This window comes from Marinospirillum sp. (assembly GCF_014859565.1).
In genome coordinates this window covers 1-24,192 of the sequence record NZ_JACUUA010000037.1, presented here as the reverse complement: position 1 = coordinate 24,192, position 24,192 = coordinate 1, and the positions used below count along the sequence as shown (strand labels likewise).

The following is a 24,192-nucleotide window of genomic DNA, read 5'->3' as shown; positions in this document are numbered from 1 at the left end:
GGGTCGTTAGCTCAGTGGTAGAGCAGTTGGCTTTTAACCAATTGGTCGAAGGTTCGAATCCCTCACGACCCACCAGTTTCAAAAAAGGCTGCCTGAAAAGGTGGCCTTTTTTTTGTTCAGACAGAACAAATAAAGACAAAATATTCGGCCCAGTTTAATGTTGTTCCCGTTTTGCGCTTTAGTGTTGAGTTGGGACTTTGGCATTATGCTATGATTCCAACACGTTCAATTCCTCAGAAAGATGATTCCGCCTACGATGAACAGTGTTTATGACCAGCTTCTGGTGCGAGAGCACCTGTCCAGAGCAGCCCCTTCTGCCATTCTTTCGGAAGCCGAAGAGGCTCTACAACTGGAACAGGTGAAGCAGCTGCTGACGGAGCAGAATGCCGTGCTGATTGCCCACTATTACACCAGCCCAGTGATTCAGGCGCTGGCAGAAGAAACCGGTGGTTTTATCGGTGACTCACTGGAAATGGCACGTTTTGGTGCCCGTCATCCGGCTCAAACCCTGGTGGTGGCCGGTGTACGATTTATGGGTGAAACAGCCAAAATACTGTCCCCGGAAAAACGTGTATTAATGCCAACACTGGAAGCCACCTGTTCACTGGATATCGGCTGCGAAGTAGATGAGTTCAGCCGTTTCTGTGATCAACACCCGGATCACACTGTGGTGGTTTATGCCAATACTTCGGCTGCGGTGAAGGCTCGTGCGGATTGGGTGGTGACCTCCAGCATTGCTTTGCAGGTGGTCAGTCATTTGCATGAGCAGGGTAAAAAAATTCTCTGGGCTCCGGACAAACATCTAGGTGATTACATCTGCCGTACCACCGGTGCCGAAATGCTGCTGTGGGATGGCGCCTGCATTGTGCACGAGGAATTCAAGGCCAAGGGTATTCTGGATCTGAAAAAGGTGCATCCCACCGCGGCGGTACTGGTTCACCCGGAATCACCAGCCAGTGTGGTGGATGTTGCGGATGTGGCCGGTTCCACCAGCCAGTTGTTAAAAGCTGCCGGTGAACTGCCGAATGACACCTTTATTGTGGCAACGGATCGCGGCATTTTTTACAAGATGCAGCAGCAGAACCCGCAGAAGCGTTTTATTGAAGCACCCACTGCCGGTAATGGTGCCACCTGCCGCAGCTGTGCTCATTGCCCCTGGATGGCCATGAACAGTCTGGAGCGCATGATTCGTTCATTACAACAGGGCAGCGATGAAATTCAGGTGGATGCAGCACTGATCAAAAAGGCATTAATCCCGTTACAGCGGATGCTGGATTTTCCCAACTGAAAAACTGGTTGCCCGTTGTTGTTGAGAAAAACGGGCAGCAGCAGATTAGTCAGCCGGGTTCTGGTGTTTTTCCAGCAGCTGCTTTTCATCTTCATCAGGATGAAAAGCAATCGGCCAGGCATTGATAATGGCCTTTAACATGGTTGCCAGTGGAATGGCAAAAAACACCCCCCAGAACCCCCACAAGCCTCCAAAAAACAACACTGCCAGAATGATCGAAACCGGATGCAGATTGACTGCTTCAGAGAACAGCAGCGGCACCAGTACGTTGCCATCCAGTGCCTGAATGACCGCATACACCCCGATCACCCACATGAACTCGCTGCTGAAGCCGAACTGGAACAGCGCGATTAATGCCACCGGCAGAGTGACTACCGCCGCACCGATGTAAGGCACCAGCACCGACAAGCCCACCAGCAGAGCCAGCAGCTCAGCATAGTTAAGCCCCAGCCAGGCAAAACTGGCCCAGGTTATGGCAGCCACAATCATGATTTCCAGTGCCTTTCCGCGAATGTAGTTGGCGATCTGAGCATCCATTTCATGCCAGACACGAGTCATCAGTGCGCGTTTGCTGGGCATCATGCCGGTGATGAAACTGACCAGTTGTTGCTGATCCTTGAGCATGAAAAATACCAGAATGGGCACCAGAATCAGATAAACCAGCCAGGCCAGCAGGCTGGGAATGCTGGATAAGGAAACGGACACCAGCAGCTGACCAACCTGCCGCAGTTCACCGATGGCATCATTCAGAAAGGTATTCACCTGCTGCTGGGTAAGCAGTTGTGGATAGGCTTCATGCAGGTGATCCAGCCAGAACTGTGCGGTACGCATCATGGCGGGTAACTCACGCACCAAGCTGACACTCTGTTGCCAGATCAATGGAAAAATCCAGAACAGCAGTGCCAGCAGAATACTGACAAACAGGCTGAAGGTCAGCAGTACTGATGGCAGCTGTGGAATTCCAAAGCGTTGCAGCTGACTGACAATGCCCTGCAGCAGATAGGCCAGCACCACTGCGGTTAAAAAAGGCACCAGCATGGAGCCAAAAAATACCAGAGCAGTGAAAAACAGAATCAGCAGCAGGGCAAAAATCACTGCCTCTTCATCAGAAAAATAACGATGCAGCCAACCCAGCGCCACTCCCTTGAACGACATGCTCATGCTCCCCGCTGCAGGACAAAGTGAAATGTGTCACCCTGCTGTTCCCGCGAAACCAGAGTATGGCTGCTGAGTTCAGCATAGCTGGCAAAGTCATCCCAGGAACCCGGGTCGCTGGCAATAACCTGCAGGTGTTCACCCGGCTGCATGGTGTTCAGACGTTGTTTAGCCTTTAACAATGGCAACGGGCAGTGCAGACCACGGGCATCCAACTGCTGTGTCACCGTGGATGTTGCGTTATCATCAGATGATGCTGAAATATTTCTTGAATCCATCAGGTGTTACCTTGTCATATAGAGCACTATGAAAGCCATGATGCAACAGAATACCCTGCCCAGTGCCGTCTGCAAGTATTTACACAGCCTGAAAAAAAGTCTGGCCTTTACACTGCTGGCTTTTTTTCCGCTGCAGAGTATAACAGCGGAAGCACCAGACTTGCCCAGCCTTGGGTTGACCAGCAGTTTTGAAGTCAGTACCCATCAGGAGCGCCTGCTGGGACAAGGTTGGTTGCGTCAGTTCCGTGGGCAAACACAACTTTATCATGACCCACTGGTACAGAATTACACCGAACAGCTGATCCAGCATCTGGCGACCTGGAATCGTTCACTGGAACAGAAACTGCTGGACGTGTTGCTGGTGGATCAGCGTCAATTGAATGCTTTTGCTGTACCCGGTGGCATTGTTGGTATTAATACCGGCTTGTTTGTATTTGCGACTTATGAAGATGAGTTCGCCTCGGTGGCAGCGCACGAGCTGGCACACATCAGTCAGCGGCATTTTGCCCGTCGGGTGGAGTCTGCCAAGGGTGCCCAGTGGGCGACCATGGCGGGTTTGCTGGCCGGTATTCTGGTGGCCAGTCAGGGACACGCAGATGCCGGTGTTGCTGCCATTGCCGGAACCCAGGCCGCAGCGATCCAGAGCCAGCTGGCGTGGAGCCGCAGTTATGAGCAGGAGGCGGATCGGATTGGTATGGAAACGCTGGTCGCTGCTGGATATCCAGCAGAGGCCATGCCGCGTATGTTTGCTCAGATGCAGCGCCTGGCCAGTCTCAGTGGTCGCCCGCCAGAATTTTTATTGACCCACCCGCTGACCGAAAGCCGTATTGCGGATGCCCAGTCTCGTGCTGATCAAATGCAGGCAGAAACCAGCCCACGCCAGAGCCGGGATTATGAACTGATACGTACCCGTATTATTTTTCATACCATCCGCAACAGCACCGATGCCATGACCTTGTTTGATCGCCAGCCAGGCAGTGATGCGGCTCAGCACTATGCTGCGGCTTTACTGGCTCGGTCGGAAGGTGATCTGCCAACCAGTCTGGCCAGATTGGAGCAACTGGTGGCTGCTGAACCCGATTGGCTGCTGGCGCGGTATCTGCTGGTGGAAGAGCTGGTAAAACAGCAGCGCTGGGAGCAGGCTAAAGATCAGTTGCAGGAGTTACTGCTGTTCGCTCCCACTTATTATCCAGCGCATTTCCTGCAGGCAGAAATGCACATGCAACAGCAGCAGTGGGATGCAGCCCGTCGTATTTTACATGCCCTGAGCAGTACACGACCGAATGACCCTCAGGTCTGGTATCAGTTGGCAGAAGCTGCTGGCAAGGCTGATCGGCAGATACAGCTGCATCAGGCACGAGCCGAGTTTTTTCAGCTGACCGGACGTTTTCGTCAGGCATTCAGCCAGCTGGATCTGGCTCAGGAGCAGGCACGTTTGCAGAATCAACCCTGGGGAGTGCAGGCTGCCATACGGGAGCGCAGGCGGGAGCTGGAAAACCTGCGCAGCCTGATGGATCTTTAATCAATTGTTTTAACTGATTGCTTTCACGGCATCCAGCACGGCCTGAACATGACCGGGCACTTTCACCTTGCGCCACTCCTGCAGCAGCTGGCCATTTTCATCCAGTAAAAAGGTGCTGCGTTCAATGCCCAGATGCTCCTTGCCGTAGAGCTTTTTTAATTTGATCACATCAAAAATACCGCACAGGGTTTCGTCCTTGTCACTGATCAGCTCAAAAGGAAAACCCTGTTTAGCCTTGAAGTTTTCGTGGCTTTTGATGCCATCACGGGATACTCCGAATATTTGTGTGTTGGCAGCCTGAAATTCTGCAAAAAGGTCGCGGAAGTCGCCCCCTTCCGTGGTGCAGCCGGGTGTGCTGTCTTTGGGGTAAAAATAAATCACCGTTTTTTTACCCTTGAACGTGGCAGGGCTGACTTGCAGACCGCTGGTGGCTTCAGCGGTGAAATCAGGGAGGGGCTGGCCGATGGTCAGGGTGTGTGCTGTAGGTGCAGTCATGGCGGCTCCATAAAGACTGAGAGTCAAAGAAACAGAAAAAAACTATAACATAAACAGCGCAAGGCTTGAGCCAAAACGCCTGACAGGCAACAATAGCCACCAAGCGTTATTTCTGAAGAATTTTTATCTGGAGACACAGCATGATTAAAGGCAGCCTGGTTGCCCTGGTTACCCCCATGACCCTGCAGGGTGAAGTGGACTGGCCTGCATTGGACGGGCTGATCGACTTTCATCTGAATAACGGCACCGATGGCATAGTGGCTGCCGGAACCACGGGTGAGCCTTCCACTCTCTCCTTTGATGAACACTTTGAAGTGATCCGCCGGGTTGTTTCCCGTGTGGCGGGCAAGATCCCGGTCATTGCCGGAACCGGCTCCAACTCCACCAAGGAAGCCATTGAGCTGACCCGTTACGCCAGTAAGGTGGGAGCCGACTATTGCCTGATCACCACACCTTATTACAACAAGCCGACGCAAGAAGGCCTGTACCTGCATTACAAGGCCATTGCAGAAGCCAGTGATCTGCCGATTATCCTGTATAACGTACCGGGCCGTACTGCGGTGGATATGCACAATGAAACCGTGCTGCGCCTGAGCAAAATCGACAAGATTGTTGCACTCAAGGATGCCACGGGTGATCTGGAACGCGGCAAGGCATTGCTGGACGCCTTATCTGGCAGTGACTTTATGCTGTTCTCCGGGGATGATGCCACTGCCTGTGAACTGATTCTGATGGGAGCTAATGGCAATATTTCCGTTACCGCTAATGTGGCTCCTCGACAGATGCATGACATGTGTGCGACAGCTCTGGCCGGTGATACCAGCAAGGCACATCAGATCAACACTCGACTGATGCCTTTGCACACAGGTCTGTTTGTGGAATCCAACCCGATACCCACTAAATGGGCCTTGTACGAAATGGGACTGATTGATCGGGGTATTCGTTTGCCACTGACCCCGCTGTCAGAAAAATACCGCACCACCATTCACGAGGCGCTGGAAATGGCCGGAGTGCTCAAGTAATGATTTCAGTAAAAAGGCTGGGGCTTTTCAGCTCGGTGCTTTTATTGGCGCTGGGCAGCGGTTGCAGCAGCAGCGAGTTCCGTGACCGCAACTCGGATTACCACAAGGCCGAAGCAGCCAGCTACACCCTGCCGGAAAACCTGGCGCAGCGTGATGCCATGCCAATCCCCGAGGCCAGTGGTCATCGCATCAGCAGTGCCCAGCAAGCCCCCCGTCCTGAACCCCTGCGGGTGCTGGATGAGAAAGAGGGTGTTGTACAGCAGCGTGCGGATGAGCAGGGTGGCTGGTTGCTGGTGACCCGCAGTCCGAGCGAAGTCTGGACTTCTCTGCAGGCTTTTGCCCAGTCACAAGATGTGGCTGTAACTTCGTCTAATCCGCGTCAGGGACAAATCCTGCTGGCTGCAGATACCGCCAGCCGTTTACCGGCTCAGCGGATTTCACTGCGTCAGGGTGTGCGTCGTGGTACCTCCGAGGTGCGCCTGCATTCCATTGAAGACCAGCAGCTGCTGCCCTTCAGTGATTATGACCGCACGCGAATGATGTCTATGGAGGCCTTTCTAGTCACCAGTCTGACTGAAGGTGGACAGAGTGTTTCACTCCAGGCTCAGTCACTGCACAGTAATCATTCCATCCGCCTGGTGGATCGTGATGGGCGCGAAGTGCTGGTGATGCAGCTGGAGTACGACCGCGCCTGGACCGAACTGGTGCACCTGCTGGAAGATGAATTTAATGATGACTATCAGCGGCTGGATGACCTGAACCGCAGTGAAGGCCGTTTTTATGTGCGTTATGTACCCCAGAATCAGCGTCCTTCCGGTTTCTGGTCGCGTCTGTTCAGCCGTGCTCCTGCGGCAGATGCCCATAACTACCAGCTGTTTTTGTCTGAATACCATCAGGAACTGGATCTGATTCTGGAGACGGCGCAGGGTGTGGCTGCACCAGAAGCAGTGGAAACCGAGCTGCTGAGCTGGCTGGAGCGGCAATTGCGTTGAGACAAACCGGGCGAATCAGGTTCGCCTCACTGGGTAGTGGCAGCAAGGGAAATGCAACACTGGTCAGCTGTGGCAAAACCCATGTGCTGATCGACTGTGGCTTCACCATGAAAGAAGTCACCCGGCGTCTGCAGCGGTTGAATCTGGAACCGGAGCAGTTGAGTGCAGTGCTGGTCACCCATGAGCATGGTGATCATATTGGTGGTGTGGGTGCACTGGTTCGCCGTTATAAACTCCCGCTTTACACCACTGCTGGTACTCGCCTGACGGGTCGCTTGAATGGCGAAGTGCCGGACTGGCGCAGCATCCATCCTGAACACCCTTTTGCAGTGGGTGATCTGGAAATCTGGCCGGTGACTGTGCCGCATGATGCACGAGAGCCGGTGCAGTTTGTGCTGGGTGATGGCCAGCACCGGCTGGGTGTGCTGACCGATCTTGGCAGTATTACACCCCATGTGGTACGCCACTTTAGCCGCTGTCAGGCACTGGTGCTGGAAGCCAATCATGATCCGCAGATGTTGGCTGTCGGGCCTTATCCACCTTCATTAAAACGCAGGGTTGGTGGTGATTTTGGTCACCTCAGTAATGATCAGGCGGCAGACTTTCTGACTCAGATCGAAACCACAAAACTGACCCATCTGATTGCATCTCACCTGAGTGAACAGAACAACTGCGCGGATCTGGCTTGTCAGACCCTGGCGGCAGCATTAAATACCACACCGGACTGGATCACACTGGCCAATCAGGAAGAGGGATTTGGCTGGCGAGAAATGCAGCTTTAGGAATTTTGGTTTTTCCCTGTTATTCTTTAACCCTGTTAATGACCTACCTCCCCGGAGACGTTTGTGGAAAAGCGCGAAGAACTTTATTCAGGCAAAGCCAAGTCAGTTTTTAAAACGGATGACCCTGATTTTTTGATCCTGCATTTTCGTGACGACACCAGTGCTTTTGATGGCAAGAAAAAAGAGCAGCTGGAACGTAAAGGCAAGGTGAACAATATTTTTAATGCCTTCATCATGGAAAAGCTCAAAGCTGCGGGGATTCCGACCCACTTTGAAAAGCGTCTGGATGAACGGGATTCACTGGTAAAATGTATGCAGATGATGCCGGTGGAGTGTGTGGTTCGTAATATCAGCGCCGGTAGCCTGGTGCGCCGTCTGGGTGTGGAAGAAGGCAAGGAACTGAATCCACCAACCTATGAACTCTTTCTGAAAAATGATGCTCAGGGTGATCCAATGATCAATGAATCCCTGTGTATCACTTTTGGTTGGGCGACAGAAACCCAGCTGCAGGAAATGAAAGCTCTGACTTACAAGGTCAACACAGTGTTGAAGCAGTTGTTTGATGAAGCCGGTATGCTGCTGGTGGATTACAAGCTGGAATTTGGTCTGTTCCATGGACAGGTAACCCTGGGTGATGAGTTCTCACCGGATGGTTGCCGCCTGTGGGATAAAACCACCCGTGAAAAGCTGGATAAAGACCGCTTCCGTCAGGGTCTGGGTGGTGTGGTTGAAGCTTATGAAGAAGTCGGTCGTCGTCTGGGCATCCAGTTCGACTGATCCTTTTTCTTGCCGCACAAAAAAGCCTCAGCAGTGCTACTGCCGGGGCTTTTTTTATTCGAGCACAAGGATTTTCTGTGTTGATGCCTGGTTTGTAGTGATGGTGTTTTGTCGCTTACCTGTTACAATGAGGTCATGGAATACCAACTCCTCACCACAACAAAATTCGATAAATGGTTCAGCTCGATCAAAGATAAGTCTACTCGGTTTCGGGTTGAGGCAAGGCTTAGTCAGCTCAGTAGCGGGCATTTTGGTGACCATAAGAGCATCGACTCTAACATAAGTGAGTTGCGTTGTTTTTTCGGTGGGGGCTTACGTATTTACTATACGGTACGCAATACGACCGTGATTCTTCTGTTGACGGGTGGGGACAAGAGTACCCAAAGCAGGGATATTGAACAAGCCGTAACTTTGTTTAAGCAGCTGGAGGAAGAGAGATGACGCTCCACTTGAATGAATTCACCTTTGCTCAGGGTATTGAGACCAAAGAAGACATGGCTCTGTACTTATCGGCTTTTCTGGAAGAAGGGGGGATCGATGGGCTTTTAGTGGGGTTACGTTATCTGGTTAAAGAGAAAGGTATAACCGATACAGCCCAGCTAAGCGGTTTAAACCGGCAACATTTACACCGGATACTGGGTAAACAAACCAAGCCCAAGTTTGAAACAGTGGACAAGCTGCTGCATGCGCTGGGTTTTAAAATGGCTGTCGAAGTGGTAGAGGTAGCCTGATCAGCCAAGTTCCAGCACAACAATAACCTCCTGCTCATTTTGTTGGTGAAAAGCGAATTTCACGTTAGCACCGGCAAGCATCACCCCGTAGATCCGCTGAGGATCGTTTTTCTGGTATGCCGGGCGCGGGTCTTGTGCCAGCACCTCGGTGATCAGTTGCCGCAACCACACACCTTCGGTGTGATGAGCTAACTGCTGCTCAACACGGGCATCAAAAACCACACGGAGCAGTGGTGGAGGCTCCGGCGCCCAGCTGGCCGTTGCATCCGGCAGGCTGTCAGCCCAGGGCAGATAGGGTTTGATATCCACAATCGGAGTGCCATCCACCAGATCAACACCCGACAGGTGTAACTTCACACCCTGTTGCAGCTCGATGCTTTCCAGTTTTACCACAGATAATCCCAGCCCGTTGGGGCGAAAGGTGGAACGACTGGCAAACACCCCGATTTTTTGATTACCACCTAGACGCGGCGGACGCACACGGGGTTTCCAACCCTGCTCCAGATTCTGATGGAACAGGAAAGTCAGCCACAGATGTGAAAAATCTTCCAGACCCTCGACACACTCCGGCTGATTGTAGGGTGGCAACAATTCCAGTGTCGCTCGTGCAGAAGGAGCCAGCCCCGGCTGACGGGGTACAGCAAACTTCTCCTGATAACAGGAGTGGATAATACCCAGAGAGTCTAGTGACCAGTTCATCTTGCAGGTTGCTCCGGCTGTATATGCTGCATGTATTCAGCGTAGAGCGTTTCAAGCTTGGCAATATCTGAGTCCAGCGAAGCGAGTTCCAGTTGGTGACATTTGGCGGTGGCCAGGTGAAAGGCATCAAATTTGCGCTTGTCGAGATTTTTATCGGGGTTGGTGGTCTGACGATCAAAGCGAAACAAGTTAGCTGCCAGCTCTGCTGTGGCCTGATCGACATCCAGCTCAGTGAAGGCATCCAAGGCGGCATTGACCTGTTGGTAGATGACTCCATCTTTCCAGGGAATACCACGCAGGACCTCGTAACGAATTAACGGTGTGATGACTAAGGCTGTCTCGGAGTCTTGTAATAAACCAAGCAGCTGATTTTCTGACTCTTGCTTCCGAATTTCTTCCGTTCTGGATTGAGGATCAAAAACAGCGATCAGCAGGTTGGCATCCAGTAGAACTTTCCGTGTCATGGATTAAGCCTCTTTGCTTTGTTTGACCAGTTTTAATAACTGGCTTTTAGCTTCTTGCTGGTCTTCAGCAGTCAGATTGTCCAGTTTGAGCTGATTGATATCCAGCTCAAACGCATCTTTTAAAACATCAATCAGGGCTGACTTGTTGGGCTGTTGAATCAATCGATTACGCACCACGCCCTGTTCGTCCCTTTCCAATCGATAAGCTTCACCTTCTTTGAGTTGAGTCAGCACAATGGATGAATGGGTGGTGACATAAAAAGTAGTGTTGGGAAACAGCTTTTTAAGCAAGGGCAGGATTCCGGCCTGCCAGCCCAAGTGCAGGTGGCTTTCTATTTCATCGATAAAAACTCGCCCCTTTACTTGCTGGAGCTGAGTTTCATTGGTGAAATAACCATAACCGGAAACGATGGCTTGCAGGAGTTTCAGCACAGAAGCAAAACCGCTGCTCAGATGAGCCAGCTGACGTTTTTTTCCCTCTATCTTGAGGCTGACACGGCCATCACCGTCAATTTCCAGAAACCCAGGATCAATACGCTGATCAATCTGATGCAGCAGTTTGAGCAGGGTTTCAATTTCCACTTCCCGGTTGTCTTCTTTTTTCTGAAAGCGGTTGGCAGATTGAGCCAGACTGACAAACCAGTTTTCGATGCCATCACCCATGTTCAGGCTGGTGAAGTTTTTTTGCATACCTTCAATGACAGCCTTCAGGTAGCGAGTACGTCTTTCCTGCAGACTGCCCAGCTCTTTGGCTGGTTGGTTCTGGTGATGCACAAAACCTCGGTTTTGGGAGCCGAGAAAAACGACGGGATCATCGTGTGGAAATGAGTTGGCTTTATCTCCAAGACAGTTGGAGAAGAGTACACCTTCCGGTACCTCGATGCTGAAAGAGTTATTCCACTTAAAGCTGGAGAAGCTGAAGGTCAAGTCACGAAGAACTTCTTTCATGGCAATGACTTGTTTATGATTAAAAAATTCCAATTGAAAAAGCGCTTCCAGGGTCTTGGTTTTGCCGATGCCGTTGGCACCAATAAAAGCATAGGCCTTTTGTTCCTTGAGCAGATTGAGGCTGACCTTGCCAACCCCCTTCACTCCTTCCAGTTCCAAAAGTGTTTCCCGCATCTGAGTTTCTCCGCTGGCTGACTGCTGAAGTGATTGTGGTGTGACCTCAGATAAATAGCAATTTATCGCAGGGATATCACTGACCAGCCCTGTTGTTCGGCATGGCGGCGCAGGGTGTCGTCGGGATCAACAGCGACAGGCTGATCAACCATTTCCAGCAGTGGCAGATCATTATGGGAATCACTGTAAAACCAGCTGTTATCCAGGTTCATACCTTCTGCTTTCAGCCACTGTTGCAGGCAGTTCACCTTGCCTTCACGGAAACTGGGGGTGCCAACAATCTGCCCGGTGTAACGCCCCTCAATAAATTCGGGTTCCACCGCAATCAAGTCAGCCACACCCAGCAACTCAGCAATGGGTGCGGTAATAAAACGATTGGTGGCGGTGATGATCAATAACCTGTCACCCTGATTACGGTGGTGTTGTAGTAGTTCCAGTGCAGCAGGCAGCACCAGTGGACGGATGTGTTCGTGGATGAACTCTTGTCGCCAGTTGAGCATCTCTTCGGTGCTGTACTGAGTCAGGGGGCGTAACGAAAAAGCCAGATAATCATGGATATCCAGAGTACCCTGCTGATAGGCGGCATAATAAAGGTCGTTGGCTTTTTTATATTCTTCGCCGTTTACCAGTCCCTTGTGTACTAGAAACTCGCCCCAGGTGTGGTCACTGTCACCGGCTATCAGGGTGTTGTCGAGATCAAACAGGGCTAAACTCACTGAATCAGACTCCATGCTGTTAGATTGAGAGGATTTATTTGCATTTTACCTCAGTGTTAAATTGAATACTTTTCAATCTTTGTGGAACAATAGGTGATAAAAGACTTTTTGAGGGCGCAGTGTGATCGACGAGGATGGGTACCGCCCTAATGTAGGAATCATTATCACCAACAGTGATGGCCAGTTACTCTGGGCGCGTCGTTGTGGACAGGATGCCTGGCAGTTTCCGCAGGGTGGCATCAAGAATGATGAAACACCCGAGCAGGCGCTGTACCGCGAGTTAAAAGAAGAAATCGGTCTGGCGCCAGATCAGGTGGAGCTGCTGGCATCCACGCGTGGCTGGTTGCGTTATCGTTTGCCCAAGCGGATGGTAAGACGCAACAGCCGACCTTTGTGTATCGGTCAGAAACAGAAATGGTTTCTGCTGAAAATACGTTGTGCTGACTCCCAGGTGTGCTTTGATTGTTCCCCCAGACCCGAGTTTGATAGCTGGAACTGGGTGAGTTACTGGTATCCTCTGGGGCAGGTGGTGCCTTTTAAGCGGGATGTCTATCGGCGTGCCCTGCTGGAGCTGGCTCCCAGACTGCACCGGATGTTAAGAGAAAATAAATGACAGAAAACTCGCCATCGGGATCAAAAATGCTGGATACCCTGCGCAAAATTGTGCAGGAGGTCAGTGCCGCCAGAGATTTACAGACAGCACTGTCGATTATTGTGCGCCGTGTTCGCAAGGCGATGAATACCGATGTTTGTTCTGTTTATCTGATGGATCATCGTCAGGCGCGTTATGTCCTGATGAACACTCTGGGTCTGAATGCTTCTGCTATCGGACGGGTCAGTCTGGCACCATCTGAAGGCCTGGTGGGTTATGTCGGGCAGCGTGAAGAACCGCTGAACCTTGATGATGCCCCGGCTCACCCGCGTTATTGCTACCTGCCGGAAACCGGCGAAGAGCAGTACCACAGCTTTCTGGGTGTACCAATCATTCACCAGCGCCATGCCTTGGGTGTGTTGGTGGTGCAGCAGAAGATCAAGCGGCGTTTTGATGAACGTGAAGAAGCTTTTCTGGTCACTATTGCGGCTCAGTTAGCTGCTGTTTTGGCTCATGCACAGGTTAGTGGCAGTCTGACTGTAGCGCCCGGTGAACATCAGCAGATGGTGCGTTTTGATGGCCTGCCTGCAGCACCGGGTGTAGTGATCGGGCGTGCACGGGTCATTATGCCTCCAGCAGATCTGGACAGTGTTCAGGATCGTGTCTGTGAATCAATTGAAGATGAAAAACGGGTGTTTCTGGCAGCCTTGCGTGCCGTGCGTGAAGATATTCGTGCGGTGGGACTGAAACTGGCGAATCGAGTCAGCGCTCAGGAGCAGGCGTTGTTTGAAGCCTATCTGCAAATGCTGGATGAAGAATCGCTGGGTGCCGAGGTTTTAAAACATATCGAAGAGGGTCAGTGGGCGCAGGGTGCACTGGCTTTTGTGGTAAAACGCCACGTTAAGTATCTGGAAAAGGTTGAAGATTCTTATCTACGTGAGCGTGCTGCAGATATTCGTGATCTGGGTCGTCGGGTATTGTCTTACCTGCAGGCTGGTGGTGATGTTCCGCGCGAATATGAAGACAACACCCTGCTGGTGGGTGAAGAGTTGTCCCCAACTCTGCTGGGTGAAGTACCGCGCGAAAAACTGGCGGGGCTGATCAGTGTTAAGGGTTCGAGCAACTCCCATCTGGCGATTCTGGCTCGCGCCATGGGCATTCCCACGGTAATGGGTCTGACTGATCTTCCTTATGCTCGGTTGGATGGACAGCTGCTGATTCTGGATGGTTACCGTGGACAGGTGATCAGTAATCCTGACGACAAACTACGTCGCCAGTATGAGCTCTTCATGGAAGAGGAAAAAGCCCTGACCGAGTCGCTGGAAGCCGAGGCCGGTCTGCCATGTATCACTCGTGATGGTCATCGAGTGCCGCTGTTGCTGAATACTGGTCTGGCGGCAGATCATGCCCGCGCACTGGCTTATGGCGCAGAAGGGGTAGGGCTGTATCGCACTGAAGTACAGTTCATGATGGCTGAGCGTTTTCCCAGTGAGCAGGAGCAGGTGAGCATCTATCGCCAGCAACTGTCAGCTTTTGCCCCGCGTGAAGTGACCATGCGCACGCTGGATATAGGTGGTGACAAGCCCCTGCCTTATTTCCCAATTGAAGAAGAAAACCCCTGTCTGGGTTGGCGTGGCATCCGTTTTACACTGGATCACCCAGAGGTGTTTCTGACACAGGTGCGTGCTATGCTGCGTGCCAGTGAAGGATTGGATAATCTGCGAATTCTGCTGCCAATGATTTCATCGGTGCGGGAGGTAGAAGAAGCTCGCGCCTTGATTCGTCGTGCTTGGGTTGAGTTACGGCAGGGTGAAGGTCTGCAGATTGCCAAACCACGTGTTGGTGCCATGATTGAGGTGCCAGCGACCTTGTTTCAGATTCCGGCACTGGCCGAGCGGGTGGATTACCTGTCGGTTGGCAGTAATGACCTGACACAGTATCTGCTGGCGGTGGATCGGGATAATGCCCGTGTTGCCCGGTTGTACAGTGGTTATCATCCCGCTGTATTGCAGGCACTGGCAAAAATTGCAGTGGACTCTCATGCTTGCCGTTTGCCGGTCAGTATCTGTGGTGAGCTGGCGGGTGAACCTGCCGGGGCAATTCTGCTGCTGGGTATGGGTTATCAGAGTTTGTCGATGAACCTTGCCAGCCTGCCGCGTGTTAAAGCCGCCATTCGGCGGGTCAGGGTGGAGCAGGCGCGGGAGCTGCTGGATAAAGTCTTATCCTGTGCCAGCACTGATCAGGTGGTTGGTCATTTGGGTGTGTTCATGAGTGAGCTGGGGCTGGGCTGGCTGTCAGGGCCGAAGGGTTGAGTGTTGTGCCAGGCGTTTGGGTTGGCTGAACTGATCCTTCCGGTAAATATCCTCACGCCATTGCAGGCGGCCGGCAGAGTCGGTCCAGACAGTCCAGTACATCATGTACACTGCCACCCGTGGTCGCACTTGTAGGTAGCGTTCATCACCCTGCTCATAAATCTGCCGTACCTTGTCCGGCGTCCAGGTTTTGCTGTATGCCAATAGAGCCTCCACCAGTCGTTCTGAATCTTCTACTCTTACACAGCCGGCACTGACATCTCGACGCTCACTGTTAAATGCTTGACGCTCCGGGGTATCGTGCAGGTAAATGGCCTGCTGGTTAGACAGACGGAACTTGACGCGTCCCAGCTGATTGTAGTTGCCTGCCTTTTGAACAATGCGATAACTGGGGTTGTCCGTGCTGAAGGCATCCTCCGGCAAATCTTCAAAACTCACAAAACGTGTAGGGGTATGCCATCCCTGTACCAATGCATAGTCTCTCGATGCCAGATATTCCGGGTTTTGCTGAGCGCGTGGAAAAATGCGTTCTCTGGCAATGCTGGGCGGTACATTCCATAATGGGTTAAGCACCACTGAAGTTAGCCATTGATTCATAATCGGAGTGCGCTGGCCATCGCGACCGATCACAACTTTCATGTCCAGCTTTAACACCTGCCGCTCAATAAACTGCAGGCGCTGATCAGCCAGATTAATCATGAGGTGGCGATCATTCAATTTTTGCGGCAGGTGGTGCAGGCGGCGCAAATTGTGAGCCAGACGGCGCATTCGTTCCTCAAGGGGCAGATTCAGCCACTGACGACTGGGTGGATCACTGCGACCAGTCGCGGGCAGGTTATGGCGGCGCTGAAAACTTTTTAATGCCTGCTCCAGCTGTTGATCAAATAATACTGGGGTTTCTTCAATAAGCAGATAAGGCTGCTGATCGTCCAAATCACCCAGCCGATACAGCTGCTCGGCCAGCAGTGTTACCTCTGCGCCGCTATCCCCTTGTTGCAACTGGTTGTGTAATATCGGCCAGCTACCGGCCTGACGCTGGATCAGCAGGTCATCAAAGGCTTGTCGCCAGGGCAGGTAAAAGTGGTTTTCCGGTCGGGTTTCCCGAATACGATCCATTGCCCAGAGCGGCGGTGTTTGCCCTTGTAGTTGTAGTAACCAACCTGGAAAGACATCATGCAAATGACGTTTGATGGCTTCATCTGGCCAACTGTCCCAGCGTTCATAAGCATTGGTGATGCCGTGGTCTTGATCCAGATCGTACTGTATCCAGTAGCGCTGCAGCAGATCCTGCTGATAAGCCAGAAAGCGGTCAGTGATCAGCAGATCCTGAGCCTGGCGATGACGCGGCAGGTTTTCAGTGATGGGTTGTTGTAACAGCTCGGCCAGCTCCTGATAGGGTTTCAGGCGCGGGTGCTCCTCCAGTGCCAGCCAGGGCTGTAGATCACCCAACAGCAGCCTTGCAGCGGCATTGGGTTGTCCCTGGGTTGTCAGCCAAAAGTTGTTAAAACCGGCTTGCCGATAAAGGATACCAAGCAGTTCCTGATGCTGGAGTTTTGCTTGTGGGTGCAGGGTGTTGACTGTGGATTCAACCCAAGCATCCAGCGTGGTGTTGCTGGGTGGTAGCTGCGAGGCTGTTTTATCAGCCGGTAAAATGGAGGCGCAGGCAGGCAGTGCCAGCAGCAGCAGGCTACAAAGCAGTAGTTGTCTCCAGCCTGCCAGAGGTTTTCTGGTGTCAGCACGGCTTTGTCTGGTACCAGTTGAACATCTGTTCATTTGGCTGATTCTGGGATGTTGGATAACTTCGCTCATGCAAAAACCATTGCTGATCGGCCTGCTGCCAGAGCAGCGTTGAGGCACGGGTTCCATAGTCTTCGCCACGGATAAAAACAGGTGACAGAAAACGTTCTTTCTCCAGCCCGATATGAGTATTCGGTAAATCCGGATCTACTGCTGGTGTTGTGTCGAGGAGTGTAGCAAAAAGCTGCTGTGGATGGCAGGACTGCTGTTGCAGCAAATTCTGCATGGCCTGTTTCAGACGGCGTGTTTTGGGCCAATCAGTGTTCAGACTGGCATTACTCAGCAGGTACAGCCCCGGCTGCAGTTGTTGTGCGGGTTTTGGTTGCTGGTTGCTGAAAAACCAGGCCTGAGTTGCATCACCCCACAACAGATTAAAACCGGCATAATTCTGACCAACTTTTTGCAGCCATTGCGCCGTGACCTCAGGTGGCTGTTGCATGGCACGTAACACCAGTTCACCACGGGATGCCTGCCCACTTTCGCCCATCCTGCGGCCATCACGTACATTAGTGAGTGCCGCCCATTGCCCGCTTCGACTGGCGAGCATCCAACTGCCACCAGCCTGCAGATCCCGGCCACCAATCAGATCCGGGTAGTCTGGCCAGTTGCCGGCTGGCAGGGTGGGTCTGGCATGGAATTCATCACGGTTGGCGGCAAGCAACAGTGGGTATTCGTGGTGCTGTTGCCAGCTGAGCGCCAGTAGACACATAGCAGGCTTCCTGGGTTGACTGATAAGTTGACTGATTATTTTCGGGTTGAGTGTTGTTATACTCAGCTTTTTTGCTGCTACAGAACAAGGATTATTTTTGTGTTGTCCCGTCACCTTCGAGCTGCAGAAATCAGCAAAAAATTCACCCGCAGCCGCTGGCTGGCTCTGTTATTGCCACTGACCAGTATCGGAACAGTTTTTTTTGCCGTGTTGATTCTGTTGATCAGTCTCAGTTATCGGGGACTGCAGGATCAGTTGGAACGGGAAGCCGAGATTCAGGTGCTGGAATCGGCACGAAAACATGCCGAGCAGATATCCGGTGAGCTCAAGAGCATCAGAAACCTGGGTTTGTTACTGGCAGGGCAGGTTCAACAGCAGCTTGGTTCGTCACCAGAGTTGGGTAACTCCCTGTCTTCTATGCTAAGTGATATTTTTCTGAGTCACGAGCTGGTCAGTCAGGTTTATGTGAATACCCGCCAGGGTGAAACTCTGATTTACCCCTTAATTGATGCGCAGCATGAGTTCCCGGCTGATGCTGCTCATAACCCGGATCGGGAGCCTGTTTGGACGGATGTATATCTTGATCCGGCAGGTGCAGGTTGGATGGTGTCACTGATTTTACCTGTGGTGATGAATGATCAGGTTGAAGCCGTAGTGGGATTGGATCTTACGCTGGATAGCCTGATGAAACGGCTGATGCGGATGAGTGTGCTCTGGGATGGTTATACCCTGCTGATGGCGGCTGATGGTACCTTGCTGACTTTCCCGGCGCTTGTGGAAAAAGACTGGGGATTGCAGCTGTCGGATCTCAGTAGTACGGAATTCAGCAAGGTGAATCTCTTGCAACGAGAAGGCTTGCAGAAGGCATTGGAACCTCTACGTATTGATGCTTCAGGTCTTATTCCAATGAGCTTGAACACCCGTGAGGTGTTGTTGAGCTGGTCGAGTTTGCAGGGTGCCAGCTGGAAGTTGTTGCAGGTAACACCTGCCAATACCGTATTTGCCATGAAAGAGAAACTGGCCGATGACTATTATAATATGGTGTGGTTGGTAGCTATGTTTCCTGTTTCATTTCTGCTGTTTCTGTTATTGCTTGCCATGCGTCGTGATCAGATGCTGGCCAAGACGTTGCTGGAGCATATATCGGATAAAGTTGAAGCAAAGTCAGCAGTTGCCACTGATGTAGAAACCTTGCTTGAGCCTTTGGGTGCCCCGGACTGGCTGCAATTGATCAGTGGCCCCTTGTTGATTTGCCGGTTTGATGCAGAAACAAACCTGTTGGCCTGCAATTCGGCTTTTGAGTTGTTTGCCGGTGAAACGTCTGCCAGTTTACGTGGGCAAAAGTTACAGAGCCTGCTGGGATTAAAAAACCTACTCCATGAGGATCTGCCTGATGAAGTTGAGCTTTGCCACGATCAGCAAGAACCTGTGCGTTACTGGGTTAGCAGGCACATCACAGAGCAGGGAGATGGTGTGTTGTTATTGTTGGATGTCAGCCACTATGCACAACAGCAACAACAGTTACGCATTGAACATCAGCGCGCGTTGCAGTCGGCCAGAATGAAAGCCGAGTTTTTTCAGGTGGCCTCCAGCGATGCTTACAAACTGCTGGGTGAATTACAGCAGAATGCCAAAACTCTGGATAATGCTTCTTCTAAAGCCTGCCACCAGAAATTGATTGCCATACAACGACTACTGGACGACATGCGTGACATGTCAGAAGAAAGTGATGCAGAAGAACTGCGAGAGACAGCGGACGACCGATTTGCTCTTACCCAGCTGGTTTCGGAATGCCACGCCGCCACCGAGAGCCTACTGACTGTTACGGGTCGGCAACTGCAGGTGGTTTATGAGAAGAACATGCCAGAGCAGATACAAGCAGATCGGCGGCGACTCAGTCGACTGCTCAAGCACCTTTTGCGGCAAGCCGGCCAGTTTTCGGAACGAGGAGATCTACACCTTTCACTGGCATGGAAGGCACCGAATCACCTGTTGCTGAGATTTAACGACCAGGGTGGTGGTGCGCCTGAAGCTGATCGTCTGAAACAATTTCAATCATCCACCCCGTTGGACAGCCGCTATGAACCAGGCACCCGTTCACTGGGGCAGTTGCTGACCCGCCAACTGGTGCAGGAAATGAAAGGCAGCCTGGATATAAAAGTTCGGGTTGATGGTGGCTTGCAACTGTTGATTGACTTACCCGCGCAGCGTGCCAGTGAGCCACGATCACAGACCCGTATACTGGTGGTGGATGATGGCCCGGTGAATTCCATGCTGGCCTCTAGTGTGCTGGAAAAATCCGGTTATTTAGTGGATACCGCCAGCTCCGGTGCTCGAGCACTGGAGCTGGGGCGAGAAAAAACCTATGACCTGTTGCTGATGGACATTTATATGCCAGAAATGGATGGCATCGAAACAACACAACGCTGGCGGCAACTGCCCAACGCTAATGCTGGTATCCCTGTTATTGCACTAACCGCCCATGCGCTGGATACCGATCGTGAACGTTTTATTGAGCAAGGGCTGGATGATTATCTGGCAAAACCCTACCGACCGGCAGAACTCAGAAAAAGAGTCAGTCACTGGTTGAATCTGAAACGAGGTGATTCTTGACGCTGTTGATTTATTTAATGCTGGGAGCCGGAGCCGGTTTGCTGGCGGGGCTGTTTGGCATTGGTGGCGGGCTGGTGATTGTACCCGTGTTGATTCTCACCTTTACGGCGCAGGGTTTTCCCCCTGAGGTACTGGTGCATCTGGCTGTTGGCACCTCACTGGCGACGATTATCCCCACCTCCATCAGTTCCACCCTGACACATCACCGTAAACAGGGTGTGAACTGGCCATGGTTCAAGTTGATTGCTCCGGGCATAGTGCTGGGTGCCTTGCTGGGTGCCTGGACGGCAAGCCTGCTCAGCGGACTGGCATTGCAGGCGGTGATAGGTACTTTTGTACTGCTGGTGGCGGTACAAATGGGATTTAACCTGCAACCGCCATCCAGTGGTCATACACCGCCCGCTCCGGCGATGTCTGCAGCCGGTGGAGGCATTGGCTGGGCATCGGCCATTTTTGGTATAGGTGGTGGTACTCTGAGTGTACCTTTTCTGACCTGGTGTAATGCACCCATGCGTCAGGCGGTGGGCACCTCTGCTGCACTGGGTTTGCCGATTGCGATATTTGGTGCACTGGGTAATATTTTTTCTGGCTGGCAGAACCCCCTGCTGCCTGAGTTGTCCAGTGGATACATTTTCTGGCCTGCATTTGCCGGGATAGTATTAACCAGCGTGCCCTTTGCCCGGCTGGGCGCACATTTGGCGCACTTCTTACCGGAGCGGTTACTGAAGCGGTTGTTTGCACTGCTGCTTTTGCTGGTTGGCTTAAGATTCCTGCTGGCCTGAACCGCCTGTTGTATCCATTTTTGTAATGAGGTGCTTATGCTTGTGTATCCCAATATCAACCCTGTTGCCATCAGTCTGGGTCCAATACAAATTCACTGGTATGGCCTGGCTTATCTGGTGGGTTTTCTATTTGCCTGGTGGCTGGCAAGGCAACGTGCGGATCGTCTGGGGTTAAGCAAGGAGCAGATCGGTGATCTCACTTTTTATGCTGCTGTAGGTGTGATTCTGGGTGGGCGACTGGGTTATGCATTGTTTTATCACTTTGACCGGGTGCTGGCTGATCCACTCTGGCTGTTGCGGGTCTGGGAAGGTGGCATGGCATTTCATGGCGGTTTTCTGGGTGTAGCGGTGGCGGTCTGGCTGTTTGCCCACAAACACCGTATCAACTGGTTTCAGCTGGGTGATTTTGTTGCTCCGCTGGCACCTGTTGGCTTGGGGCTGGGTCGACTGGGTAACTTCATTAATGGTGAACTCTGGGGTCGGCTCACCACCAGCCCGCTGGGTATGGTGTTTCCCGGTGCAGGCAGTGAACCAAGACACCCTTCGCAGCTTTACCAGTTTGCGCTGGAAGGTGTGGTGCTTTTTGCCCTGCTCTGGTGGTTCTCGCGTCAGCCGCGTCCGGCTGGCAGTATCAGTGGTCTTTTTCTGGTGGGTTATGGCAGCCTGCGTTTTCTGACTGAATTTACCCGTGAACCTGATGCTCACCTTGGACTATTGCTGGGCGGCCTGAGTATGGGGCAGTTATTGTCCCTGCCAATGGTTCTGATTGGTGTGTTGTTAATGGTCTGGGCGTATCAACAGCCGCAGATGGCAACACCACAAAAAGCGGCCAGCAAGAAGAAAAATAAGGGATGACAGTCAGAGCCAATCAGCTTAAATACAGGCATAATTGCCCTTGAATTCTGAACGAGACTAACATGCAAGCCTATCTGGATTTAATGCGCCACGTGCGTGAAAACGGAGTCTACAAAACGGATCGTACCGGCACCGGCACTTACAGTGTGTTCGGTCATCAGATGCGTTTTGATCTTAGGCAAGGTTTTCCGCTGGTGACGACCAAAAAACTGCATCTGCGCTCCATCATCCATGAATTGTTGTGGTTCCTGCAGGGTGATACCAACATCGCTTACTTAAAAGAAAACGGTGTTTCCATCTGGGATGAATGGGCAGATGACGCGGGTAATCTGGGGCCGGTGTATGGTTACCAGTGGCGCTCCTGGCCAAAACCCGATGGTGGTTCGATTGATCAGATCTGCCAGTTGATACAGCAGATCAAAACCAACCCGGATTCGCGCCGATTGATTGTATCGGCCTGGAACCCGGCATTGGTGGATGAAATGGCATTGCCACCCTGTCACTGTCTGTTCCAGTTTTATGTGGCAGAAGGCCGCTTGTCCTGTCAGTTGTACCAGCGTTCAGCGGATATTTTTCTGGGTGTACCGTTTAATATTGCCAGTTATGCCTTGCTGACTCACATGCTGGCGCAGGTCTGTGATTTAGAAGTCGGTGATTTTGTGCATACCCTGGGTGATGCCCATCTTTACAGTAATCATCTGGAACAGACGGATTTACAACTGAGTCGTGATCCCTTGCCTTTGCCTCGGTTAAAACTCAATCCCGAAGTTCGAGACCTGTTTGCTTTCACCTTTGATGACATCAGTATTGAAGATTATCAGCATCATCCACACATCAAGGCTCCGGTGGCTGTATGACTCTGCAACTCAACACTCCTGTCGCCATAATTGTGGCAGCAGCTAAGAATCGTGTCATCGGGCATGATAACGCCATGCCCTGGTATCTGCCGGAAGAGCTGCAACACTTCAAACGCACCACACTGGGTAAACCCTTGGTGATGGGGCGCAATACTTTTGAGTCCATCGGCAGACCCCTGCCGGGGCGTACCAATATTGTGATCAGTCGCAACCCGGAGTTTTCTCATCCCGGTATCAAGGTGGCAGGCAGCCTGGAAGAAGCACTGAAGCTGGCGGATAATCAGGCAATCATTGATGGTTCAGCAGAAATCATGGTGATGGGTGGTGGGCAAATTTACCAACAGGCCTTCCCTTTTGCCAGTCGCCTGTACCTGACTGAAGTGGATGCTGAACCGGAAGGAGACGCCTGGTTCCCGGAAGTGCTGGACAGTGAATGGCTGGAAACCAGCAGGGATGTTTACTCGGCACAGGAAGGTAATCGCTACGGTTATGCAATACGTTGCTTGCAGCGTAAGAATGATAGATGATTCTTTTTATATGATCTTTATCGACTCAGGTTGGGATACTTATGGCACTGGATCAGGGTGTGGATGATCTTCTGGATCAGTTAGTCAGTTATGCGGATAAAGGACTCGGTGCGCTGGACAGCGCCCGAAACGAGATCAGGCAACTGGAGGCACGGAATGCCGAGCTGGAAGAACAGGTAGCACACTTGGAAGGTCGTATCGACTCACTGCGCAGTCGTCTGACCCAGGCAATCCAGAATTCTGCAGATGCTGCATTGCTAAGTCGTCCCGATGCCCTGATGCTGATGATCCGTGAAACCCTGGGTTTAAAAGTGGATCACGCTGCACCCGCTGAAACCCAGAATGATCCTGCCGTGGAAGGACTGAACCCGCAGCAGCGATTACAACACTGGATCAAAACCTACCCTAAAGCTTTTATGCCCGGTCAGCCTCAACCATTAAAAGTGGGCATTCACGAAGATATTCTTGCTGCTGAAGGTGGTGAGATGAAAAAAATTCGCCGGGCGCTGGCAGGTTATGTCAAAGTTCCGCGCTATTTACGCTGTATGAAAGCAGGTGCCGTACGATTGGATCTTACCGGTCGTAATGCCGGATTTGTCACTGCAGAAGAAGCCGGATTTGCCCAGCAACAGCTGGACAGTTTAGAGCAGCAGAAAAAACAACAGGAAGAACAGCGCAATCAACACCTGCTTCAGCAAAAGCAGCAGGAAGAAGAACAGCGCATCAAAAACAAACTCAGTGAACTGATGCAGCGGCATAGCTCTTGAAATTGACATCCTCCCCGCCCTAAAGGGCGGGGATTCCCTCTACAGGACGCTCATGCCCGAGCGCGAGAAGGTTCTTGGCGGCGTTAACGTCGCGTTCGTGCGTGGCACCACACGCACTGCAAGTCCATTCTCTTATTCCAAGGCCTGCGAGTCCTTTCGGACTTGAATCGGGGCGTGAGCCACAATTCGAGCAGGTCTGGGTGGTGTAGGCTTCATTCACTTCTTTGAAAACAATGCCTGCGTGATCGCATTTGTATTCCAGCATTGTTTTCAACATTGCAACAGTTCGGACAGTTTTAAAGAAAGCCTGCTACCCGGATAATGGGGTTACCAAACAC

Annotated in this window: 26 protein-coding genes and 1 tRNA gene; 17 read left to right on the top strand and 10 right to left on the bottom strand. The window is 51.9% G+C overall.

From position 1 onward, the window contains the following. Together IBX50_RS07225 and nadA are read left to right on the top strand one after the other, a co-directional pair. Positions 1-75 (top strand) — tRNA-Lys (locus tag IBX50_RS07225). 181 nt (positions 76-256) lie between these two features. Beyond that, positions 257-1,288, top strand: coding sequence for a quinolinate synthase NadA (nadA, locus tag IBX50_RS07220; protein WP_292254593.1), 1,032 nt, complete (start codon positions 257-259; stop codon positions 1,286-1,288). Positions 1,289-1,333: 45 nt separating this feature from the next. Here nadA and IBX50_RS07215 read toward each other — a convergent pair whose 3' ends face one another. Both IBX50_RS07215 and IBX50_RS07210 read right to left on the bottom strand, forming a co-directional pair. Next, on the bottom strand, positions 1,334-2,443 hold the full coding sequence (locus IBX50_RS07215; protein WP_292254591.1) for an AI-2E family transporter: 1,110 nt from the start codon (positions 2,441-2,443) through the stop codon (positions 1,334-1,336). Positions 2,444-2,445: 2 nt separating this feature from the next. Continuing rightward, the gene (locus tag IBX50_RS07210) at positions 2,446-2,721 is read right to left on the bottom strand and encodes a sulfurtransferase TusA family protein (RefSeq protein WP_292254590.1); all 276 of its coding nucleotides are present in this window, start codon (positions 2,719-2,721) and stop codon (positions 2,446-2,448) included. 28 nt (positions 2,722-2,749) lie between these two features. On the opposite strand from IBX50_RS07210, the gene IBX50_RS07205 reads away from it, so the two are divergent. Beyond that, positions 2,750-4,243 carry a M48 family metalloprotease gene (locus IBX50_RS07205; protein ID WP_292254588.1) on the top strand — a complete coding sequence of 498 codons (1,494 nt, stop codon included), beginning with the start codon at positions 2,750-2,752 and terminating at the stop codon, positions 4,241-4,243. A gap of 9 nt (positions 4,244-4,252) precedes the next feature. Here IBX50_RS07205 and IBX50_RS07200 read toward each other — a convergent pair whose 3' ends face one another. Beyond that, positions 4,253-4,738 (bottom strand): peroxiredoxin, encoded by a 486-nt coding sequence (locus IBX50_RS07200; protein WP_292254586.1) that lies wholly within the window; start codon positions 4,736-4,738, stop codon positions 4,253-4,255. A 140-nt stretch (positions 4,739-4,878) separates the two neighbouring features. Between IBX50_RS07200 and dapA the strand changes: the two genes are divergently transcribed. The 6 genes from dapA to IBX50_RS07170 all read left to right on the top strand — a co-directional run bounded on the left by dapA (position 4,879) and on the right by IBX50_RS07170 (position 9,042). Next, positions 4,879-5,760, top strand: a complete 882-nt coding sequence (gene dapA / locus IBX50_RS07195; RefSeq protein ID WP_292254585.1) for a 4-hydroxy-tetrahydrodipicolinate synthase — start codon at positions 4,879-4,881, stop codon at positions 5,758-5,760. Continuing rightward, positions 5,760-6,752, top strand: coding sequence for an outer membrane protein assembly factor BamC (bamC, locus tag IBX50_RS07190; protein ID WP_292254583.1), 993 nt, complete (start codon positions 5,760-5,762; stop codon positions 6,750-6,752). The genes dapA and bamC overlap by 1 nt, the downstream gene beginning before the upstream one ends. Beyond that, positions 6,749-7,534 (top strand): MBL fold metallo-hydrolase, encoded by a 786-nt coding sequence (locus IBX50_RS07185; RefSeq protein ID WP_292254581.1) that lies wholly within the window; start codon positions 6,749-6,751, stop codon positions 7,532-7,534. The genes bamC and IBX50_RS07185 overlap by 4 nt, the downstream gene beginning before the upstream one ends. A 63-nt stretch (positions 7,535-7,597) precedes the next feature. Further along, positions 7,598-8,311 (top strand): phosphoribosylaminoimidazolesuccinocarboxamide synthase, encoded by a 714-nt coding sequence (gene purC, locus IBX50_RS07180; RefSeq protein WP_292254579.1) that lies wholly within the window; start codon positions 7,598-7,600, stop codon positions 8,309-8,311. 135 nt (positions 8,312-8,446) lie between these two features. After that, positions 8,447-8,752 carry a type II toxin-antitoxin system RelE/ParE family toxin gene (locus IBX50_RS07175; protein ID WP_292254577.1) on the top strand — a complete coding sequence of 102 codons (306 nt, stop codon included), beginning with the start codon at positions 8,447-8,449 and terminating at the stop codon, positions 8,750-8,752. Continuing rightward, positions 8,749-9,042, top strand: a complete 294-nt coding sequence (locus tag IBX50_RS07170) for an addiction module antidote protein (protein ID WP_292254575.1) — start codon at positions 8,749-8,751, stop codon at positions 9,040-9,042. Before IBX50_RS07175 ends, IBX50_RS07170 begins: the two co-directional genes overlap by 4 nt. Here IBX50_RS07170 and tsaA read toward each other — a convergent pair whose 3' ends face one another. The 4 genes from tsaA to IBX50_RS07150 form a co-directional block, all read right to left on the bottom strand. Further along, positions 9,043-9,741: a tRNA (N6-threonylcarbamoyladenosine(37)-N6)-methyltransferase TrmO gene (tsaA, locus tag IBX50_RS07165; RefSeq protein ID WP_292254574.1), complete on the bottom strand. Its 699-nt coding sequence runs from the start codon at positions 9,739-9,741 to the stop codon at positions 9,043-9,045. It abuts the gene before it with no gap. Next, a complete protein-coding gene (locus IBX50_RS07160) occupies positions 9,738-10,205 on the bottom strand; it encodes a PIN domain-containing protein (RefSeq protein ID WP_292254573.1) in 468 nt (155 codons plus the stop codon). The genes tsaA and IBX50_RS07160 overlap by 4 nt, the downstream gene beginning before the upstream one ends. 3 nt (positions 10,206-10,208) lie before the next feature. Further along, positions 10,209-11,327: an AAA family ATPase gene (locus IBX50_RS07155; RefSeq protein WP_292254571.1), complete on the bottom strand. Its 1,119-nt coding sequence runs from the start codon at positions 11,325-11,327 to the stop codon at positions 10,209-10,211. Positions 11,328-11,389: 62 nt separating this feature from the next. After that, entirely contained in the window at positions 11,390-12,043 is a 654-nt protein-coding gene (locus IBX50_RS07150; protein WP_292254569.1) for an HAD family phosphatase, read from the bottom strand. A gap of 121 nt (positions 12,044-12,164) precedes the next feature. Here IBX50_RS07150 and IBX50_RS07145 point away from each other — a divergent pair, with 121 nt between their 5' ends. Both IBX50_RS07145 and ptsP read left to right on the top strand, forming a co-directional pair. After that, positions 12,165-12,656, top strand: coding sequence for an RNA pyrophosphohydrolase (locus IBX50_RS07145; RefSeq protein WP_292254568.1), 492 nt, complete (start codon positions 12,165-12,167; stop codon positions 12,654-12,656). A gap of 26 nt (positions 12,657-12,682) precedes the next feature. Next, positions 12,683-14,947, top strand: a complete 2,265-nt coding sequence (ptsP, locus tag IBX50_RS07140; RefSeq protein ID WP_366930698.1) for a phosphoenolpyruvate--protein phosphotransferase — start codon at positions 12,683-12,685, stop codon at positions 14,945-14,947. Here the strand turns inward: ptsP and IBX50_RS07135 are convergent. Next, positions 14,930-16,720, bottom strand: a complete 1,791-nt coding sequence (locus IBX50_RS07135) for a L,D-transpeptidase family protein (RefSeq protein WP_292254564.1) — start codon at positions 16,718-16,720, stop codon at positions 14,930-14,932. The two genes, ptsP and IBX50_RS07135, sit on opposite strands and share 18 nt — an antisense overlap. Further along, positions 16,680-17,453 carry an NRDE family protein gene (locus tag IBX50_RS07130; protein ID WP_292254562.1) on the bottom strand — a complete coding sequence of 258 codons (774 nt, stop codon included), beginning with the start codon at positions 17,451-17,453 and terminating at the stop codon, positions 16,680-16,682. Before IBX50_RS07130 ends, IBX50_RS07135 begins: the two co-directional genes overlap by 41 nt. Before the next feature lie 99 nt (positions 17,454-17,552). Here IBX50_RS07130 and IBX50_RS07125 point away from each other — a divergent pair, with 99 nt between their 5' ends. The 6 genes from IBX50_RS07125 (at position 17,553) to IBX50_RS07100 (ending at position 23,854) form a co-directional block, all read left to right on the top strand. Next, positions 17,553-20,066 carry a response regulator gene (locus IBX50_RS07125; RefSeq protein ID WP_292254560.1) on the top strand — a complete coding sequence of 838 codons (2,514 nt, stop codon included), beginning with the start codon at positions 17,553-17,555 and terminating at the stop codon, positions 20,064-20,066. Beyond that, positions 20,063-20,848 carry a sulfite exporter TauE/SafE family protein gene (locus IBX50_RS07120; protein ID WP_292254558.1) on the top strand — a complete coding sequence of 262 codons (786 nt, stop codon included), beginning with the start codon at positions 20,063-20,065 and terminating at the stop codon, positions 20,846-20,848. The genes IBX50_RS07125 and IBX50_RS07120 overlap by 4 nt, the downstream gene beginning before the upstream one ends. Positions 20,849-20,884: 36 nt before the next feature. Next, positions 20,885-21,703: a prolipoprotein diacylglyceryl transferase gene (gene lgt / locus IBX50_RS07115; RefSeq protein WP_292254556.1), complete on the top strand. Its 819-nt coding sequence runs from the start codon at positions 20,885-20,887 to the stop codon at positions 21,701-21,703. A 62-nt stretch (positions 21,704-21,765) separates the two neighbouring features. Beyond that, a complete protein-coding gene (locus IBX50_RS07110) occupies positions 21,766-22,560 on the top strand; it encodes a thymidylate synthase (protein ID WP_292254554.1) in 795 nt (264 codons plus the stop codon). After that, entirely contained in the window at positions 22,557-23,087 is a 531-nt protein-coding gene (locus tag IBX50_RS07105) for a dihydrofolate reductase (protein WP_292254552.1), read from the top strand. Before IBX50_RS07110 ends, IBX50_RS07105 begins: the two co-directional genes overlap by 4 nt. Positions 23,088-23,128: 41 nt before the next feature. Beyond that, entirely contained in the window at positions 23,129-23,854 is a 726-nt protein-coding gene (locus IBX50_RS07100; RefSeq protein WP_292254550.1) for a ProQ/FINO family protein, read from the top strand. Between the two features lie 19 nt (positions 23,855-23,873). Here IBX50_RS07100 and IBX50_RS07095 read toward each other — a convergent pair whose 3' ends face one another. Then, positions 23,874-24,119: a transposase gene (locus IBX50_RS07095; RefSeq protein ID WP_292254595.1), complete on the bottom strand. Its 246-nt coding sequence runs from the start codon at positions 24,117-24,119 to the stop codon at positions 23,874-23,876. Between the last annotated feature and the right edge of the window lie 73 nt (positions 24,120-24,192).